We start from the raw sequence: 19,098 nt of genomic DNA, 5'->3' as shown, positions 1-19,098 counted from the left end.
AAATGACAGATTTAGAGTATAATTATAAAGGAGTTTCTACGTACAGTAAAACAAAAGGCATTAATAATTTGGTTTTGGCACATCAAACCGAAATCGAGGAAGTCAATAATATTCCGTGTTTTTTCTGGGGAAGCTTAACAGATCCTTATGTTACTGCAAAATGCTGGAGTACGATTGCAAAAGTCGTTCGTTCGAGTTTTGGGCCAATTCCGCCAAGTCTTCGTGATCCTATTGTTTCTGCGGGATCAGAAAGACTTCGTTTTGAGGGGTTTTCTTCCTGCAACGGAGTTTATGTAAGATTAGACATGAAACCCGAAGCTGTTGATGGAGAATTTATCGCAAACGGAACAACAAACGTTGACTTTAATGATCCAATGCTGAATGCGCTGAATGCCATTCAAAAAAACGAAAAAGTAACCCTTGCCGTTGGTCAGCAGGACGTTCAGGTAATTACCAGCAAAGCAAAAGTAGTCGAGAAAAAAGTGACTTTGCCAATGCGCTGGATAAAAGGATTAACAAGCGTACAGTTGTATTTGGCTGATATGGATTTAAAGTTCGAATTAAATAAAATCCAAACCATTCAGCTTTTTCAAAGTCTGCCAAAAGGAAATGTAAAAGGTGATTTCTTTATAACCAAAAGAGCCGGAAAATTTATGTTTTCGACATTAGCCACAGCAGACAGTGTTAGAATTGGCGGTGTACAGAGATTACGTTTACTTGAAGGTATTTTGGCAATTGTAGATAAGATTTTTATTTACGAATCTGATGATAAACAAACTTGTGCCGTTGTCTGCGAATTTGGAAAAATGCAGTTGTTAATGGCTTTTTCTCCAGATTCGTACCGCGGATTTTCGGGTGAAGGAAACGTATTGGAAACCATGACAGAGAACCTGCCTATAGAATGGGTTTACGGATTAAACAGTTTATTAAAATCAAATGAAATGTTTGACCCAACAATGCTTTCAATAGAAAATGACATTGATTTTGGAACAATGGATAATCTGACTTCTAATTTATCCTCAATGGGACTATTGGGTTATGATTTAAGCGAAAAAGCGCATTTTTACCGACGTCTTCCTTTTAAAACAGAGCGTATTTTGTCTTTAAACCCGAGATTGAAAAATGCCAAAAAACTAATCGATAATGAAGAAGTAGAAATCGTTGAAAGAAAGGCTGACTATATCGAAGCCAAAGTAAAAGGTTCAGGCGTGGTGCATAAAGTAATTATCGACAATACTTCGCAAAGATGCACCTGCGATTGGTTTACAGCTTATCAGGGAAAAAGAGGAATCTGTAAACATATTTTAGCAGTAAAAATGACGATTTCTTAGTATAGCATATTGTGATAAATTTATGATTTTTACGATTATTTGTTAAATTAGGGTAAAATATACTACATTTGTACCTGTAATTAAAAATAGAAAAAATACATATGACACTTTCAGTAAGCAAAAAATTTGAACGTTTAGCCGGAGATTATCCAGCTGAAAGCTCAGGATGCTATATGTGTTTTTATGAAATTAAAATGTAAAATTTAGAGTCAAACTCATCATAATACAAAAAAGCGTCCTCATTTCAGGGCGCTTTTTTTGTTTTTTAGACCATTTGAATTCGTCGAATAGTACAAAAAGAGATTGAAAAATGATTAAAAAAGAAGTCGCAGCTAAAAAAAACTAAAAAAATAATTGACCAAATGTTTAATGATTAATAAAAATAGCGAAATATAATCTTGGAAAGTAATCCGATGAGTAACAGTCATTTGATAAAAAGATAAATCTGCACCAGTTTGCGGACAGGAATTTCTTTGCTTTAATTTTGTATTTAACTAATTGATATTCAGTAAAATAATGTTAAAAAAGATTTGCAAATATGATTTTTTCATCATTATCTTTGCCAAACAAAATTGAAACAAAGAGTTTCATACAACAACAACAACAACAACAACAACAACAACAATTTTAAAATAGAATACAATGAGTTTTAAACTATACATACAAAACCCAATACTAGCAGCCTCGGTTTCTTACCGTGAAGGGTTTTACATGATGGTGCATCAATATAGGCAATAGGATATTTATATCGTATTTGTTATGAAGCACCTTTAATTGGGTGCTTTTTTTGTTTTAGGGCAAAAGGTTTAGAGATGAAAAGAAAAAAGTTTTTTATCTAACCTGGAATCTTAAAATAAATACGCAAAATAATTGCGTAGAACGATTGTAATATTTGTTCATAAAGAATTAATGTGAAGTAAAAAGTAAGAACCGTTAGCAGTAAATGCTGATAGTTTAAGTTTAATAATAAAAATTTAAGGATGAATCAAGAAATAGGATTTGAATCGGCGGGGCATATTAGTCAAGCCAATAGAGTAGAGTTTAGTGAGCTGTCATCTGCCTCAATTAAAAAGATGGATTTAGAGCTGATTAACCTATGGAATAAAAAGGTAAATTTTTGGGATATGATATATATCATTTAGAGATATTTCTCTGGTAAAGCAAGGGTGCTTTGAACTTTTGTGATATTGGATTTCCCGGAAAAACCTTCGATTTCCTGTGATTTCCAAGAATTGCAAAAAAAAAAAATTACCATGCAAAACAATACACTAGAAAAATACAAAAAAGCAATTAGAAAAAAATACGACATAGAAAAAGAAGGCAGATACTTTGATTATTTGTACAAGCCTTCTCGTGGTAAACTGCGTGATTTGTGCTGGCTTATTTTCGAAAATAACGCAGCCAAAGAGGATTTAAATGTCTTTAGCAATTTCCTTTCTATGGATTTTGATCACACCAAAAAGAATAAGTTTAAGGAGAAAAAAGATAAGTTCAGACCTATTGAAACTTTCTTTAAGGGAGAAACAGATCTATCGAACATTGATGCTATAAATATGGCAGCGATTATGGTTGATTTCCATCCGCGTCCTTTCAAAAAGTTTTACGAAAATTCTAAGACTGATGAAATAAAACCAGTTAAACGGATGGATAAAGCTAAAGCAGTCTTTGAGAAAAAGAGTACTGCAAAAAAAGAAAAGCATGAAAAAAAGTCTAAGAAAAGTTTCTTTCTAGATTTTAAAAGCATGTTCTTCTAGGGTTTGCCACAAAGACGCTAAGACACAAAATTTTTAGCCACAGATTATAAAGATTAAAAGGATTATAAAAAATCTGCCAGATCTGTGAGAAACTATCTTAGCGTTCCTTGCGGTTAAAAAAACAATTATTAAAAATTTAAAAATGAAAACAACAGATAAAATTATTATTATCGATTTAGAAGCCACATGCTGGCAGGGCGTGGTTCCGAAAGGCCAGCAAAATGAAATTATCGAAATTGGATTAGCGGTTTTAGATTCACAAACAGGTGAAATTACAAAGAACAAGGGAATTTTAATAAAACCCCAGCGCTCAACCGTGAGTCCGTTTTGTACAGAATTAACCACCATTACTCAGGATTTATTAGACAAAAACGGTGTTTCTTTTGAGGAAGCTGTAAATCTCTTAATCGACGAATACAATCCCGATTTATATACTTGGGCAAGTTACGGTCAGTACGACCTGAATATGCTTACAAAACAATGCAAATCGTTTGGTATTCCATATCCAATGGGAGAGGAACATATTAACGTAAAAGAGCATTTTGCTGAAAAGTTTGGTCTAAAAAGATCCACCGGAATGAACGGTGCCCTGCAATTATTGAATATTCCGCTTGAAGGAACACATCACCGCGGAATTGACGATGCCAAAAACATCGCTAAAATTATGCATTGGTGCCTTAAAAATTAGAATTTAATTTGTTAAGAACAGTTATCAAAAGGATAGCAGATAACTGTGCAATGAAGCTGCAGATAATTTAGTATCTGCAGTTTTTGTTTTTTATAATAGTTTACAATTTAAAATATCACCCAAAAGGGTAATTGATTACTATACTGTTCTAACTATACATTTGAATCATTAATAAAGACAGTATAGAATAAATCATTTTGCCTTTGGGAGTTTTCAAAAAATACTATTAAGTAAACCTAAAAAACGATATCATGAAAAGTTGTAAAAATTATTCAGTAAGTAAAATTCTTGTATTTATTTTTTTAATGAATATTTCATATAAAGGAATCAGCCAGACCATGGTGGGAAGAATTTATGATTATGTAAGACAGCAAAGCTTTGTGCTTTTTGATAATGGATTCATTATACAGAATGAGAATCCTATGAATAGTGGTTATGTACAACGAGACCCTTCGGGATTTATGTATCTTAGGATACCAGCTGTAAATCCTATTGATAATGCTTATTTTGTTGCTTGGGATAAAAATATAGTAGAAATTAATCGATATAGGGGCGCTAATATAGTGGGGCGTTATGAAGGTTTTGTTCCTGTAAATCCGTATAATACAGTTTACCATACACCCAGTTATAATCAAAATTTTGGAGTTGAGATTTCACCAGGCAATTTTACTCCAATTCCTGATGGAGTTGTAGATGAAAATAAATCTTTTGGGGATATTATGATTACAAATGAAGTCAAAGCGCAGGAATGTTATCAAAATGCCTTTTCTCCTTCAACAGGACTTGATAGAGAAAAATTTACTATGTGTATGATTCAAAATATGGCAGGTAAAAGAGAACTGGATATTTTAAATTGTGTTCGAGATTCTAAAACGCCAGAAGAACAAACTCTTTGTCTATTTGGAAAATTAGGAGGATCCAAAGAAAGAGAAATTGCTCAAAAAATTTCAGAATGCTATGCGAATTATGGAAGTGATTGGAGTAAATATCCATTGTGTATGTCATCTTATGTAAATGATCCAACAGTATCTAAGGTACTTGCCTGTATGGAACAGCAAAGTAAATCAGGTAATGTTAGTTTTATGGGAACAGCTATGTGCTATGGATTGCAAGAATTTAAGATGAATGCAGAAACTCAGATTATATTACAATGTGCTGCAGCTTCGGGAGGAGAACCTTATACTTTTGCCGGATGTGCGGGTGGGCAGTTACTGGCAAGAGAACTAGACAAATGTTTTACAAATGGTGTTGGTGGTGATAGTGGATGTTTTGGTAAAAATAATGATATTGTAAAAGGGCTTAAAGCAATTGGAGATGCCCTTAATGTAAAATTTGGACCAAATAATGATATTACAAAATTATGGAATAATACGGTTAGCGATATTACAAATGGCCCAGGTTATAATCATGATGCAGTAAAAACAATAAGAAATATAAGTAATGAAGTTGATAGAGCTGCTGATAATGTGAGTAAAGCGGTAAGGAAGGCAGTGCCTAAAATTAGAATTAAATGGTAATTTTTAATCAAAAGATGTTTTTAGTATCCATATTCCCTGTATTAAAAAAGGCTGTTCAATTGAACAGCCTTTTTCGTTTGGTTATATTATTTTGATTAATTATGATTATAGATTTTAGCGTAAAGATCTTTGTAGATTTCTTTAATGATTTTACGTTTCAATTTTAGAGTAGGAGTAAGCTGTCCGCCGTCAATAGACCACACATCTGGAGTTAATTCAAAGCGTTTTACTTGTTCCCAGTGTCCGAATTTTTTGTTGATGCTTTCTACTTCTTCATCGATACGTTTAATAACATCTGGATTTGAACTAATTTCGGCATCAGTATTTCCTACAGTAATTTTATGGATTTTAGCCCATTCTTTTACAAATTCAAAGTTTGGCTGAATAAAAGCTCCAGGCATTTTTTCGCCTTCACCAATAACCATAATCTGCTCAATAAAACGAGATTGTTTCATGGCATTTTCGATCATCTGCGGCGCGATATATTTACCTCCCGAAGTTTTGAACATTTCTTTTTTACGGTCGGTAATTTTTAAGAAACCTTCACTGTCAATTTCTCCAATATCTCCTGTATGGAAATACCCGTCAATAACAGCTTCTGCAGTTTTTTCAGGATCTTTATAATAACCCAGCATTACGTTCGGACCTTTTAATAGAATCTCTCCGTCTTCGGCAATTTTAACTTCCAAATTACGGATTGGTTTTCCAACTGTTCCAATTTTAAATCCTTTGTTTCTTTGATCGTTAACGGCAATTACCGGAGAAGTTTCTGTTAAACCGTAACCTTCCATAACCGGAATTTCTGCAGCAGCAAAAACTCTTGTTAAACGCGGCTGTAAAGCAGCACTTCCGGAAACCATCAAATCTAAATTACCGCCCAAACCTTCTTTCCATTTACTGAAAATAAGTTTACGTGCGATTTTTAATTGAAATTCATACCAAGCGCCATTTGCTCCGTATGGTTCGTATTTTAAACCTAAATCAATAGCCCAGAAAAAAAGCTTTTTCTTGATACCTGTTAATTCAGCTCCTTTAGCATAAATTTTATCGTAAACTTTCTCTAAAAGTCTTGGTACAGCTGTAATTACAGTTGGACGAACTTCTTTTAAGTTATCGCTGATTTTATCAATAGATTCTCCAAAATAAACCGAAACTCCATAATATTGATAAATGTATAAAATCATTCTTTCAAAAATATGGCAGATTGGCAGAAAGCTCAAAGCAGTGCTTTTTCCCGGATCAAACGGAATTCTTGGAGCACTGTCCAGAACATTTGAAACGATATTTTTATGAGAAAGCATAACGCCCTTTGGCCTTCCTGTAGTTCCTGAAGTATAAATAATAGTAGCTAAATCATCTGTGTGAATGCTGTCTTTTCGGGCTTCAACTTCGCTTTGATTGCTTTCGTCTTCGCCGGCCAAAAGAAGATCTGACCAGTGTTTGCATCCAGGAATTTCATTAAAAGAATAAACTTCTTTCAAAGTAGGCACATTGGCTTTAATTGCATTTACTTTTTGTAAAACTTCGTCATCAGAAACAAAGCAATAAATACTGCCACTGTGATTTAAAATATATTCGTAATCTTCCTCTGCAATTGTTGGATAAATTGGAACATTTTGCGCACCAGTCTGCAAAATACCAATATCCATTATATTCCATTCGGTACGGTTATTAGAACTTATTAAAGCAATTTTATCATCTTTTTGAACGCCCATGCGCAATAATGCTCTCGAAACGGCATTAGCTTTTGCAATATATTCCTCGGTGGATGTTTTTTCCCAGACTCCATTTTTTTTGGTTGCCAGAGCAACTGGGAGGTTGTAAGTTTCTTGTTGATAATAGGGAAAATCAAAAAGGCGTGTGATTGAAACCATGTTTAATATATTGAATTTTACTGCAAATTAAATAAAATTTAGGTATGATTTTTTATTTTATGGAATTTTATGGGAAAATTTATAGAGACTATTAAAAATCAACGAAAACGTTTTCTTTTTTCTCGTAAAATTTCAAAAAAATCAAGAAAAATTTAATTTGAAGCCGTTTTTAAAAGCCTACTGTACGTTATAATCTTCGTAAGCTTTTACTCTTTCGCCCATTAAAAACATTTTTTTCTTGGCAAAATGAATAGAGAATTGAGAATAGTACCATTCATTGCTGTCGTTTGGTCTGTACCAAAAAGTATAAGATTTGCTGTTAAAACCTTCTTTAAAAATAGCAACACCTTCTTCAGAGCATTCAATTCCCCAATTGATTTTTTTCTTGCTTAAATCATCTGCCTGGATAAAACCGGTGCCATCTGGATTTAAAACCGTAACAGGTTCTTTCATTCCAATTGGCGCATAAGTTCCCTGAACCGGAAAACCAATTGTAGTAGTAATATATCGTTCTTTAGAATTATGGGTAATTTGGTTTACTTCAACTTGCGAATATGATTTTACAGCAATAAAAAATAAGGCAGCAAGGAATACATGTACAGATTTCATTCTATGTAGGTTTAAGTGTTTTTGGCGTTTACAGAAAAATCAGCGGCAGATTTTTCGAGGCTAATATAGTTTAAATTTTAATAGAAAGACGAATCTGAAATATTAAGAATGCTGTTTTTTTAAGTTTTAGTTTTTTGAGATTATTTATTCTGTAGAAAACTGATTTTCTAACAGCTTTTCTTTAAAATCAGATCTGAAGGTATAAGCAAAAGTAAGCATAAGAGCACGAGTATCAGATTTAGAAGTTCTGTTGTTTCTAAATAGCAGAGTATTGTTTTTATAACCGCTTTCTAAAGTGTTGAATATATCGGTTACAACAAGACCTAATCTGGCATTGCTTTTTCCTAATTTCTGCTGAAATCCCATGTCTACATTATAAATTGGAATTCTTTTTCCCTGAGCAGTTGCTACAGCAGAATTATAGTTGCCTATTAACTGAAGTTTACCGCCTTTCCAGGGCGTAAAATTATTAATGATTTTTCCGTACCAGCTAAAAGCACTGCTCACCACATCTTCTGATTGCGGTAAATTACCGGCATTAATATTTTGCTGAAAAGCCGTTAAACTAATATTTCCATCGTAGAAAGAAATTGGTTTAAAGCTAAAAATAGTTTCAAGTCCGTACGTAACTGTATTTCCAATGTTTTGCGGCTGCAATAAAATTACTCCGTTATCTTGAAGAACACCATATTGTCTAATCGTATTATTGGCATTTCTGTAAAAAGCATTGCCGGAAAGAGAATATTTGTCCCAGTCTTTATTGTAGCTTAATTCTACAATATGAATAATTTCTGGTTTTAAATATGGATTTCCTCCATGCGGATTCAAAGCGTCTGTAATGTCAATAAATGGATTTAAATCATCTAAATCCGGACGATTAATACGTTTACTGTAACCAAATTTTAGAAATTCATCAGATTTTAAATTCAATTGTACAGATCCGGAAGGGAAAATTTTTAAATAATCATTGCTAAAATGATCACTATTGTTTTGTGTTGCCCCATTGTTAGAAACATTTTCTGCACGAAGTCCTAAATTGTATTTCCATTTTTGATTTTCCTTAGAACCAGAATAGGAATTCCAAAGTGCATAAACGGCATTTATCTGCTCATTAAAATCAAAAATATTACTCACCATCGGATTTACCACATACTCACCATTTGTAAGATCGGCACTTTGAAAATCTGAATTAAAAAGTCTAAAAGTTCCTTTATATCCGGTTTCAATTATAGATTTTTCTGAAATAGGAAAAGCATAGTTTACAATTGCATTCGAAATATTTTCTTTTTCATAATTATGTGTTCGCTGCCAAAAAGTATCGCCAATTGGTGCATAATTTTCATCATAATTGTCCGTGTCGATATCGGTGTTTTCTCTATGGAAATTGTATGAAGTGGTAATACTTGCAGTTAAACTTTTTCTGTCATCAGAAAACTTTCGATCGTAATTAAAAGCAAATTCCGCAGCTTTAGAACGTTCTAATTCCAGGGAATGACGTTTATTACTAGAGTAAAACTGATTAGAACTATTGAGAATATCTGTTTTTAAGGTTTCGTCATTATCCTGACTTTCCATGTTTCCAAGTGCTTCAAAAGAAATAGTATTTCTGTCATTTGGCGAAAAATCAACGTTCAGTTTTAAATTCTGCAGACCTTCAGTTCTTTCATCGCTTCTGCTCTGATTAATAAAATGTTCATCGTCAATGAAATAATTCGTTCTTTCACCTTTAATACTTTTGGTTCTTCCGGCAAAACGATTATCATACGCAAGACCAACATTCCATTTATCGGTTTTATTGTTTAAAAGCAGAGAGCTGTTCATTCTTCCTTTTGCTCCAAATCCGCCGCCCAGAACAGCCGCACCGTTTAATCCGTTTAAGTTGTTTTTCTTTAATTTAATATTGATGATTCCACTTTCGGCATTGGCATCATATTTTGCTGTTGGACTTGTAATGATTTCGATACTTTCGATACTGCTTGCCGGAATCTGATTCATATTTGTAATAGCAGAATTTTTTCCATTAATTAAAATTAAAGGTGTTTTTCCTCTAAGTGAAATAGCATCATCTGCATCAACAGCAACAGTTGGAATATTTTTCAGCATATCAATTGCAGTGCCGCCGGTTTGTGAAATATTAGAAACGGCATTAAAAACAAAACCTTCGTTCGTTTTTTGAATCTGCTTTTTCTGAGAATTTACAACTATCGTATTAAGAAGATTGGCATCTTCCTGCAAAACAATATTGCCAAGCGAAATTGGAGTTCCTGTATATTTTATTTTTTGACTATTTGATTTAAAGCCAATTAAGCGAAGCTTTAAAATATATTCTGCTGAGTTTATATTTTCAAGAACAAATTTTCCTGACGAATCTGTAACAGCATAAGCTGCTGTTTTTGTAGTATCTGTAACAGGTTTTAAAACCACATCGACAAATTCGAGAAGAGTTTTACCGTCTGAAATAGTTCCGGTAACAGAATTTGTTTTTTGACTAAATGAGTATTGGCTTATAGCAAATAAGAGAATTGCGGCTATTAAATTTTGTTTCCATTTTTCCATGCAGCAAAGTTATCTATCATGTTAAATGAAGCCTCAAAAACTGCCTTAAGATATCATTAAGCTATTCTTATATGTCAATTAGAGTACAATTAATGAAGATAAAAAACAGGCTTTTCCCCCTTTCAAAAACAGTAGTTTACCTTATGAAACCAAATTTGGCTTATTCTAATTTTACCTCAATCAAATGCGGAAGCCGAAAAGCAAAAGAGTAGGCGTAAATCAAATCATGAAATTATGGAAACTGCTTTATTTTTAGCAATGGGCTGGTGCGGAACCAAATACCCAGGCTGGTGGAGACGTTTTTGGAAAAACCCGCCGCCACCGCCGGATCCAGAACCTTGGTGGACTGCTGCCTTAATCGGAATTGGACTTGCAGCAGGAGCTGCAGGCGGATTATTCTTTAGCAATGCCATCGCAGAAAATCAATTTTTTGCAGGTCAAAATGCAGTTGCTTCGGGGCTGTTTGCATTTGGAACTTCAAATGTTATAACAGGCATTGCTTCAGCCTTTAGAAATTAGAAAAAATGCTTCGACTTAGGGATAGCGTCGGGGCATTTTTTTACAATGAAATATTTTGTCGGCCATAAATTACACGAATTTTCACGAGCTATTTTTTATAGCCACAGATCAAAAGGATTAAAATGATTTCTTTTTATTCAGAAAAAATCTGTGCTAATCTGTGTAATCTGCGGCTAAAAAAAACGCCCGATAGTTTCGGGCGCTTTAGTAAAAATATATTTTTAGTTTTTCTCAATCCATTTTCTGGCATTAACAAAAGCTTCGTGCCAAGGCGAAACCTCGTCATTTCTGTCTTTTGGATAATGAGCCCAGTTCCATTGGAAAGTAGAACGCTCAATGTGAGGCATCATAACCAAATGTCTTCCTGTTTTATCACACATCATTGCTGTGTTGTAATCAGAACCGTTAGGGTTTGCAGGATAACCTTCGTAAGCATATTTAGAAACAATGTTGTATTGGTCTTCTGCATAAGGCAATTTGAATTTACCTTCACCGTGAGAAACCCAAACTCCTAAAGTACTTCCAGCCAATGTCGATAACATAACTGAGTTGTTTTCCTGAACTTTTACAGAAGTAAAGATACTTTCGTGTTTCTGGCTTTCGTTATGAAGCATTTTTCCGTGAACTTCGTGTTCTGGATTAATCACTTCTAATTCCATAAATAACTGGCATCCGTTACAGATTCCAACAGATAAAGTATCTTCTCTTTTAAAGAAATTATCTAAAGCTGTTTTTGCTTTTTCGTTGTATAAGAAAGCTCCGGCCCAGCCTTTAGCAGAACCTAAAACGTCTGAATTAGAGAATCCTCCAACTGCACCAATAAACTGAATATCTTCAAGATTTTCACGACCAGAGATTAAATCCGTCATGTGAACGTCTTTTACGTCAAAACCTGCCAAGTACATTGCATTTGCCATTTCACGCTCAGAATTACTTCCTTTTTCACGAATAATAGCCGCTTTTGGTCTTGGTTTAGAATTGTCGATTTCTGGTTTCTTTCCTGTAAAATGTGCAGGGAAAGTATAGTTTAAAACCTGATTTTTATAGTTTTCAAAACGTGCCTGAGCTCTTCCGTTTTTAGATTGTTTTTGATCTAATAAATAAGAAGTTTCGAACCAAACATCTCTGTAAGCTTTTATATCTAAAGTCCAAGGTCCAAGGTCTAAAGTTTCAGTAGTTGTCGCTTTTCCTAATTTGAAGAATTCGATATTATTAGCATTCAATTTAGCTTCAACAGCAACGTCAGATTTAGCCTGGAATACAATTCCGATGTTTTCTGCGAAAAGAATTTTTAATACATCTTTTTCTGCGAAAGCAGAGAAATCAATTTTAGCTCCAAGATTAACATCAGCAAAACACAATTCTAATAAAGTAGTAATTAAACCACCGCTTCCGATATCGTGACCTGCTAAAATTTGGTTTTCACCAATTAATTCCTGAATGGTATTAAATGCATTTTTGAAGAAAGAAGCATCTTTAATTGTAGAAGTTTCGTTTCCGATTGTATTTCTGATTTGTGCAAAAGATGAACCTCCTAATTTGAAATCATCCTGAGACAAATTGATATAGTAAATAGAATCTCCGTTTTTCTGTAAAACTGGTTCAACTACTTTTCTAATATCTGTACAGTTTCCAGCAGCTGAAATAATAACCGTTCCCGGTGCAATTACTTCATCGTTTGGATATTTTTGTTTCATTGAAAGTGAATCTTTTCCTGTTGGAATATTGATTCCCAATTCAATTGCAAAATCTGAACAGCCTTGTACAGCATCGTATAAACGAGCATCTTCACCTTCATTTTTACAAGCCCACATCCAGTTTGCAGATAATGAAACTCCTTTTAATCCATTGATAATTGGCGCCCAAACTAAGTTTGATAACGATTCTGCAATAGCATTTCTAGATCCTGCAACCGGATCAATTAAAGCTGCGATAGGAGCGTGACCAATAGAAGTTGCAATACCTTCTTTACCTAAATAATCCAGAGCCATAACTCCAACATTATTTAAAGGTAATTGTAACGGACCTGCATTTTGCTGCTTAGCTACTTTTCCTCCAACACAACGGTCAACTTTGTTTGTTAACCAGTCTTTTGAAGCAACAGCTTCTAAACGTAAAACGTCTTTTAAATATGATTCGAAATCTCCTGCGTTGTACCCAACATCAGCATATTTTCTGTCAACCGTTTTGTCTGTCATAACCGTTTTTGGAGAACTTCCGAAGAAATCTTCTAAAGCATAATCCATCGGTTTTGAACCATTTGACTGTGATTGGAAAGTAAAACGGTGATCTCCCGTTACATCTCCAACCTGATATATTGGTGAACGCTCTCTGTCGGCAATTCTTTGTAAAGTATCAATATCTTTTTGACCAATAACCAATCCCATTCTTTCCTGAGATTCGTTACCAATAATTTCTTTTGCAGAAAGAGTAGGGTCTCCAACTGGCAATTTGTCTAAATCGATTAAACCTCCAGTTTCTTCCACTAACTCAGAAAGACAGTTTAAGTGTCCGCCCGCACCGTGATCGTGAATAGAAACAATTGGGTTATTGTCGCTTTCTACTAAACCACGAATTGCGTTTGCAGCACGTTTTTGCATTTCAGGATTTGAACGCTGAATTGCATTTAATTCGATTCCTGAACCGAACGCTCCTGTATCTGCAGATGAAACTGCAGCACCACCCATTCCGATTCTATAATTTTCTCCACCTAAGATTACGATTTTATCGCCTTCTTGTGGTTTCTTTTTAATTGACTGATCCAGTTTTCCGTATCCAATTCCACCCGCCTGCATGATCACTTTATCGTAACCAATTTTACGGTCGTTTTCTGAATGTTCGAAAGTTAAAACAGAACCAGTAATAAGCGGCTGACCAAATTTATTTCCAAAATCAGAAGCTCCGTTTGAAGCTTTGATCAAAATATCCATTGGTGTTTGGTACAGCCATTTTCTTTCTTCAACAGCATTTTCCCATTTTCTGTCATCGTTCAAACGAGAATAAGATGTCATATAAACTGCAGTTCCTGCTAATGGCAGTGAACCTTGACCACCTGCAAGACGGTCACGAATTTCTCCTCCAGAACCTGTTGCAGCTCCGTTGAAAGGTTCAACTGTTGTTGGGAAATTGTGTGTTTCGGCTTTTAATGAGATTACCGAATCAAATTCTTTTATTTCGTAAAAATCAGGTTTATCGGCAGATTTTGGTGCAAATTGCTGCACTTTTGGTCCTTTTACAAAAGCAACGTTGTCTTTGTAAGCAGAAACAATATCGTTAGGGTTTTCCTGAGATGTTTTTTTGATTAATTTAAAAAGAGAAGTCTCTTTTTCTTCACCGTCAATTACAAAAGTTCCGTTGAAGATTTTGTGACGACAGTGTTCTGAGTTTGCCTGAGAGAAGGCGAAAATTTCAGAATCAGTTAATTTTCTTCCTAGTTTAGCAGCAAGATTGTTTAAGTATTCAACTTCTTCTTCGCTTAAAGCTAAACCTTCAACTTTGTTATAAGCAGCAATGTCATCAATTTCCAGAATTGGTTCCGGCTGAATGTTAATCGTGAAGATTTCCTGATCTAATTCGTTGAATTTTTGAGAAAGCATTGGGTCAAAATCATTGAAATCTTCCGTTGCCGGATGAAATTCTTCAATTCTGATAATGCCCGGAACACCCATATTTTGAGTGATTTCTACAGCATTTGTGCTCCACGGTGTGATCATAGTGGCACGGGGACCAACAAAAAAACCCGTCAGTGCGGATTTTTCGATCTTATTTGCGTCGGCAAAAAGCCAGTTTAATTTTGAAATGTCTTGAGCTGAAATTTCGTTTTGCGTTTGTACGGCAAAAACAGTTTTGCTTTGGTTTTCAAAGAAATGGATCATTGTGATGTGTAGTTTGTTGTATTGAGCTGCAAATTTAATGTAAATAAATAGCAAGCGCAAATTTGATAACAAACTCTTTTGAAAAAAATGAAATTGCTCTGAAATGCGATTGAATTTTAAGGATTTTGTATTTAATTCCGCAAAGGTGCTAAGACGCAAAGTTTTTTGTTTCACGCAGATGCAGCAGATTGAGCAGATTTAATGTAATAGAGTTATCAATAAATCTGTGTCAATATATTTATTAAGATTTCTTAATCTGCCATATCTGCCGAATCTGCGTGAAAAAAATTAATTGATTATGATCTTTTTAATAGTAGTTTTTGAATCCTTTTCGATTTTAACAATATAAATTCCGCTTGGAAGATAACTTACAGAGATTATAGAATCTGAAGCATTTTGTTTTTCAAAAACTTTTTGCCCTGTAAAAGAGAATATTTCTAAGCTGTAAGGAGAATCAAAATTGTTTAAACCAATATTAAAATTTCCATCAGAAGGATTAGGGAAAATCACAATCTCATCTGAAGTTTCAACAACTTCTTCTTCGATTGGTCTGGCCATTTTGCTTCCTAAGTTATTGCAGGTATCTTGCGAAAACGAATCCCATTGAGCACTTAAGTTAAAAGTTGTGCTAGGAGAAGTTACAGTCGATTTTCTTCTTAAAGTTACATCTGCTGCAAAATTTGCAGTTCCGCCGTTAAAAATTCCGATGATATCAATTAAAACTCCGTTTTTAAATAAACCTACAGCATCGTTTCCGTTAAAAGTTAATTCTGTTGCTGTTGTCGAAATATTGGCAGAACTAATAGGGAAACAGCTTGATGACATTGAACTGTTTACTACTACAAATTTACTTCCTGTTGCTAATGTACCGCTCAAAGCTAATCCTGTACTCCACGAACCAGCTCCGTTTGTTTGTTTTTTAATGGTGTAAGCAGACAAACTAACAGAACTTCCGGTATTGTTTGCAATTTCAAGGGCTTTGTTATTTCCAGAACCTTCAATGTATTCAGAGAAAAGCAGGTCTGTTACAGTTCCAGTTCCGCTGCTGTTGGTTGTAACCGAAATAGTATTGCTTGACGCAGAAGCATTTCCGGCTGCATCTTTTGCTTTTACATAAATAGAATAAGCTGTAGAAGCTGTTAAACCTGTAATGGTTGCTGTTGTACCCGAAACAGTTGTTTTGTAAGTACTGTTTGCATAAACATCATAACCTGTAACGGCTACATTATCTGTAGAAGCATTCCACGAAAGTGAAATTGAAACCGCTGTTTTTGAAGTTGAGGCTAAACTCGTTGGAGCAGTAGGAGCCTGTGTATCTGTAGAAGATGTTCCGCCCCAGATTTGGTTTACATATTCCGGATGATCAATAAACGGATTTCTGTTGTTTTGACGGGCATAAACAGCATTATTTCTGGCAATTTCTCTGGCACTTACAGGATCTTGTGCGTGCCACGCCAAAAGCATATTTAAGAAAGCGGTTGTAAAAACCTGATTGCTTGAACCATTAAACATAGCATAAGAATATCCGGCAACTGTGTTTTCGTAACGTGTTGCAAAATAAAAATACATTCGGGCAATATCGCCTTTAAAAGCATTGATGGGTTCAAAAACGGTTCCTGAATATCCGGATACGCTGCTTGAGCCTAGTTTACTTCCATTTTGAGAAGTGTAAGTTGCAGAGTTTACAGTTCCGTGCGGATAATTAGAACGCATTCCGTTTACTTTTCCGTCGGTTGGTGTAATAAAATGTGCATCGGCAACCATTGGTGACTGTTCGTTAAAAACCGACTGAGGAATTATATGTTCTCTATTGTAGCAATCGCCTTCGGCAGAATAATTGCCGCATCTTTGAGTTGTTCCGGTTGTATAATTGTAAGGGTCTGTTCCGGATGGATTTTCAGAATACATATCCAGAATAGTTCCGTCGTTTTCGTAAAAATTATCAACGTCAGATGTTAGATACGTTGTATATAATCCTGCATAACCATTATTGGTGTGGTCTTTAATAATATTATACAATTGTGTTTTTAAAGTATAACCTGTTCCGGTTGCAGTATTGTAATAACCAGAAGGAATTTGAGAAAAACCAACAATAGAAAACAGTAATAACAGCAAAAAGTAGTTTTTTTTCATAGTCAATAGTTTAAGATTTGGTTGTTTTAGATGTTTTTAAAAATCTGATTATTAGAATTTTAAAAATGTATTGTAGCAAATCTACTACTTTTATGAATACACCGCGTTAAGCAATGTTTAATTTTTGATATATTTTCTTACGATGTTTTTTATAAACATAAATCCCGCAGAGACACGATTTTTAAAAATCAGAGCCTTTGCGGGAAGTATAGTAAGGAGAAAATAACTTATCTAGTTGATAATTATTTTTTTGCTGCTTGTTTTTGAACCTTGCGTAATGCGTACAATATAAATTCCTTTTTGAATATTATTCACATTTATAGACGAATTAAGACTGTTCTTTTGTGAAAAAACTCTTTGTCCTAAAATTGATATTATTTCAATATTTGAAGCTTCATTTGCATCTTTCAATTGAATTGTAAAATGACCATTTGATGGATTTGGATAGATTGAAAATATTGCAGAGTCAAAATCTCCAGTTCCTAAATTGGCTAAAGTATGACTTCCTAATCCGCTGCAAGTGTCTTTAGGATATACATCCCATTCTGCAGCTTTATCAAAAATAGTGTTTGGTGAAGAAACCGTTGGTTTTCTTCTTAAAGTTTCGTCAATAGAAAAATTAGCAGTATTGCCTAAAGTACCAATTATATCAATCAAAACATCATTTTTAAATAATCCTACAGGATCATTTCCGTTAAACTGAAGCTCAGTTGCACCGCTTGATAAATTAGCACTTGCCGGAGCAAAACAAGCTGCAGCTGCCTGACTGTATGCAATTACATACGATGCACCATGAGCTAATGTTCCCGTTAATGCAAGTCCGGAAGTTGATGTCCACGGACCGGCGCCGTTAACCTGCTTTTTGATAGCATATTTAGTTAAATCGACTGTGTTTCCTGTGAAATTTGAAATTTCTAAGTATTTATTGTTTCCGGAACCTTCAACATATTCGGTGAAGAAAATTTCATTCGTAACAGTACCGCCGCCTCCAGATGGTGCTTCAGTTGTAGTTCCATTTACAGAGGTGCTTTGAGTAGAAGAATTGTTGGATGCGTCTTTTGCAATTACATAAAAAGAATAGGTTGTCGAAGGAGTTAATCCTGATATTGTTGCAGTAGTACTCGCTGTATTTTGTTTAAAAACATTGTTTACGTAAATCGCATAAGCTGCAATTCCTGAATTATCTGTGGAAGCCGACCAGCTTAAACTTATTGAGTTTGATGTGCTTTGTGTAACCGTTAAGTTTTGAGGCGTAGTTGGCGGTGTAGTATCGTCTGATTCAGTTGTCCAGATTTGATTTACATATTCCGGATGATCGATAAACGGATTTCTGTTGTTCTGACGTGCATAAATAGCATTGTTTCTCTCTATTTCTCTCGGACTTACCGGATCTTGTGTATGCCAGGCTAGAAGAATATTTAAGAAAGCTGCTGTAAAAACTTTGTTTGAAGTTCCGTTAAACATTGGATATGAATATCCGGCAATTGTATTTTCATATCGTGTTGCAAAATAGAAATACATTCGGGCAATGTCGCCCTTAAATTCATCGATTGGTTCAAAAACAGTTCCTGAATATCCCGCAGTAGCATTTGCACCTAATTTGCTTCCGTTTAAAGAGGTATAAGTTGGGTTGTTTACAACGCCATGAGGGTAATTCGAGCGCATTCCGTTAACCTTTCCATCAGTTGGGGTAATAAAATGAGCATCGGCCACCATTGGTGATTTTTCGTCAAATACAGATTGTGGAATGATGTGTTCTCTGTTGTAACAATCACCTTCTTTAACATAATTACCACATCTTTGAGTAGTGGCAATGCTGTAGCTGTAAGGATCTGTTCCTGTTGGATTTTCAGAATACATGTCTAAAACCGTACCGTCATTTTCATAAAAATGATCAAGGTCAGATGTGGCATACGTTACATAAAGTCCGCCATATCCATTATCGGTATGACCTTTAATAATATTGTACAATTGTGTTTTTAATGCATAGCCGGTTCCTGTTGCCGTGTCATAATATCCAGCTGGAATTTGTGAAAAAGCAGATGTAAAAACCAGTAAAAAAAGAAAAAAGTAGTTTTTTTTCATAAATAAGCAGGTTGAAATTGTGACTTGAAGTCTTAAAATAAATAGGTTTAATTTTTAGGACAAGATTACAGTTTTAAAGAAAAAAACATGTTAAGTGATGATTATATTTATGTTTTAAACATAAAATGCAGACTATGAAAACATAGTCTGTGCTGAC

General features: G+C 34.5%; 12 protein-coding genes. 6 read left to right on the top strand and 6 right to left on the bottom strand.

The features are described from left to right. The first annotated feature begins 2 nt into the window (after positions 1 to 2). From ACTJIW_RS11295 to ACTJIW_RS11275, 5 genes are all read left to right on the top strand, one after another. Positions 3 to 1,331, top strand: coding sequence for an SWIM zinc finger family protein (locus ACTJIW_RS11295; RefSeq protein WP_012026697.1), 1,329 nt, complete (start codon positions 3 to 5; stop codon positions 1,329 to 1,331). A 980-nt stretch (positions 1,332 to 2,311) separates the two neighbouring features. Then, positions 2,312 to 2,473, top strand: coding sequence for a hypothetical protein (locus ACTJIW_RS11290; protein WP_440715072.1), 162 nt, complete (start codon positions 2,312 to 2,314; stop codon positions 2,471 to 2,473). A 111-nt stretch (positions 2,474 to 2,584) separates the two neighbouring features. Next, the gene (locus tag ACTJIW_RS11285; protein WP_440715071.1) at positions 2,585 to 3,085 is read left to right on the top strand and encodes a hypothetical protein; all 501 of its coding nucleotides are present in this window, start codon (positions 2,585 to 2,587) and stop codon (positions 3,083 to 3,085) included. 142 nt (positions 3,086 to 3,227) lie between these two features. Continuing rightward, positions 3,228 to 3,773: a 3'-5' exonuclease gene (locus ACTJIW_RS11280; RefSeq protein WP_012026695.1), complete on the top strand. Its 546-nt coding sequence runs from the start codon at positions 3,228 to 3,230 to the stop codon at positions 3,771 to 3,773. Positions 3,774 to 4,024: 251 nt separating this feature from the next. After that, positions 4,025 to 5,290 (top strand): hypothetical protein, encoded by a 1,266-nt coding sequence (locus ACTJIW_RS11275; RefSeq protein ID WP_440715070.1) that lies wholly within the window; start codon positions 4,025 to 4,027, stop codon positions 5,288 to 5,290. Positions 5,291 to 5,385: 95 nt separating this feature from the next. Here the strand turns inward: ACTJIW_RS11275 and ACTJIW_RS11270 are convergent, their stop codons facing one another. From ACTJIW_RS11270 to ACTJIW_RS11260, 3 genes are all read right to left on the bottom strand, one after another. Continuing rightward, the gene (locus ACTJIW_RS11270) at positions 5,386 to 7,164 is read right to left on the bottom strand and encodes an AMP-dependent synthetase/ligase (protein ID WP_440715069.1); all 1,779 of its coding nucleotides are present in this window, start codon (positions 7,162 to 7,164) and stop codon (positions 5,386 to 5,388) included. Between the two features lie 177 nt (positions 7,165 to 7,341). Beyond that, positions 7,342 to 7,773 (bottom strand): hypothetical protein, encoded by a 432-nt coding sequence (locus ACTJIW_RS11265; RefSeq protein ID WP_012026692.1) that lies wholly within the window; start codon positions 7,771 to 7,773, stop codon positions 7,342 to 7,344. Between the two features lie 144 nt (positions 7,774 to 7,917). Further along, positions 7,918 to 10,329: a TonB-dependent receptor domain-containing protein gene (locus ACTJIW_RS11260; protein ID WP_440715068.1), complete on the bottom strand. Its 2,412-nt coding sequence runs from the start codon at positions 10,327 to 10,329 to the stop codon at positions 7,918 to 7,920. Positions 10,330 to 10,563: 234 nt separating this feature from the next. Here ACTJIW_RS11260 and ACTJIW_RS11255 point away from each other — a divergent pair, with 234 nt between their 5' ends. After that, positions 10,564 to 10,848: a hypothetical protein gene (locus tag ACTJIW_RS11255; RefSeq protein WP_440715067.1), complete on the top strand. Its 285-nt coding sequence runs from the start codon at positions 10,564 to 10,566 to the stop codon at positions 10,846 to 10,848. Positions 10,849 to 11,069: 221 nt separating this feature from the next. Here the strand turns inward: ACTJIW_RS11255 and purL are convergent, their stop codons facing one another. The 3 genes from purL to ACTJIW_RS11240 all read right to left on the bottom strand — a co-directional run bounded on the left by purL (position 11,070) and on the right by ACTJIW_RS11240 (position 18,941). Next, entirely contained in the window at positions 11,070 to 14,723 is a 3,654-nt protein-coding gene (gene purL / locus ACTJIW_RS11250; RefSeq protein ID WP_440715066.1) for a phosphoribosylformylglycinamidine synthase, read from the bottom strand. A gap of 288 nt (positions 14,724 to 15,011) precedes the next feature. Next, positions 15,012 to 16,856 carry an endonuclease gene (locus tag ACTJIW_RS11245; protein ID WP_440715065.1) on the bottom strand — a complete coding sequence of 615 codons (1,845 nt, stop codon included), beginning with the start codon at positions 16,854 to 16,856 and terminating at the stop codon, positions 15,012 to 15,014. A 231-nt stretch (positions 16,857 to 17,087) separates the two neighbouring features. Further along, positions 17,088 to 18,941, bottom strand: coding sequence for an endonuclease (locus tag ACTJIW_RS11240; RefSeq protein WP_440715064.1), 1,854 nt, complete (start codon positions 18,939 to 18,941; stop codon positions 17,088 to 17,090). Positions 18,942 to 19,098 lie beyond the last annotated feature (157 nt).

Source organism: Flavobacterium sp. 22659, assembly GCF_052044235.1.
GTDB classification, from domain to species: domain Bacteria; phylum Bacteroidota; class Bacteroidia; order Flavobacteriales; family Flavobacteriaceae; genus Flavobacterium; species Flavobacterium johnsoniae.
Note: the sequence above shows the minus strand (reverse complement) of the source record. Positions and strands in the feature narration are given on the sequence as shown.

Excerpts from the sequence above, each read along its gene's own strand:
- ACTJIW_RS11295 (WP_012026697.1), top strand. The coding sequence starts at position 3 with ATGACAGATTTAGAGTATAATTATAAAGGAGTTTCTACGTACAGTAAA.
- ACTJIW_RS11290 (WP_440715072.1), top strand. The coding sequence starts at position 2,312 with ATGAATCAAGAAATAGGATTTGAATCGGCGGGGCATATTAGTCAAGCC.
- ACTJIW_RS11285 (WP_440715071.1), top strand. The coding sequence starts at position 2,585 with ATGCAAAACAATACACTAGAAAAATACAAAAAAGCAATTAGAAAAAAA.
- ACTJIW_RS11280 (WP_012026695.1), top strand. The coding sequence starts at position 3,228 with ATGAAAACAACAGATAAAATTATTATTATCGATTTAGAAGCCACATGC.
- ACTJIW_RS11275 (WP_440715070.1), top strand. The coding sequence starts at position 4,025 with ATGAAAAGTTGTAAAAATTATTCAGTAAGTAAAATTCTTGTATTTATT.
- ACTJIW_RS11270 (WP_440715069.1), bottom strand. The coding sequence starts at position 7,164 with ATGGTTTCAATCACACGCCTTTTTGATTTTCCCTATTATCAACAAGAA.
- ACTJIW_RS11265 (WP_012026692.1), bottom strand. The coding sequence starts at position 7,773 with ATGAAATCTGTACATGTATTCCTTGCTGCCTTATTTTTTATTGCTGTA.
- ACTJIW_RS11260 (WP_440715068.1), bottom strand. The coding sequence starts at position 10,329 with ATGGAAAAATGGAAACAAAATTTAATAGCCGCAATTCTCTTATTTGCT.
- ACTJIW_RS11255 (WP_440715067.1), top strand. The coding sequence starts at position 10,564 with ATGGAAACTGCTTTATTTTTAGCAATGGGCTGGTGCGGAACCAAATAC.
- purL (WP_440715066.1), bottom strand. The coding sequence starts at position 14,723 with ATGATCCATTTCTTTGAAAACCAAAGCAAAACTGTTTTTGCCGTACAA.
- ACTJIW_RS11245 (WP_440715065.1), bottom strand. The coding sequence starts at position 16,856 with ATGAAAAAAAACTACTTTTTGCTGTTATTACTGTTTTCTATTGTTGGT.
- ACTJIW_RS11240 (WP_440715064.1), bottom strand. The coding sequence starts at position 18,941 with ATGAAAAAAAACTACTTTTTTCTTTTTTTACTGGTTTTTACATCTGCT.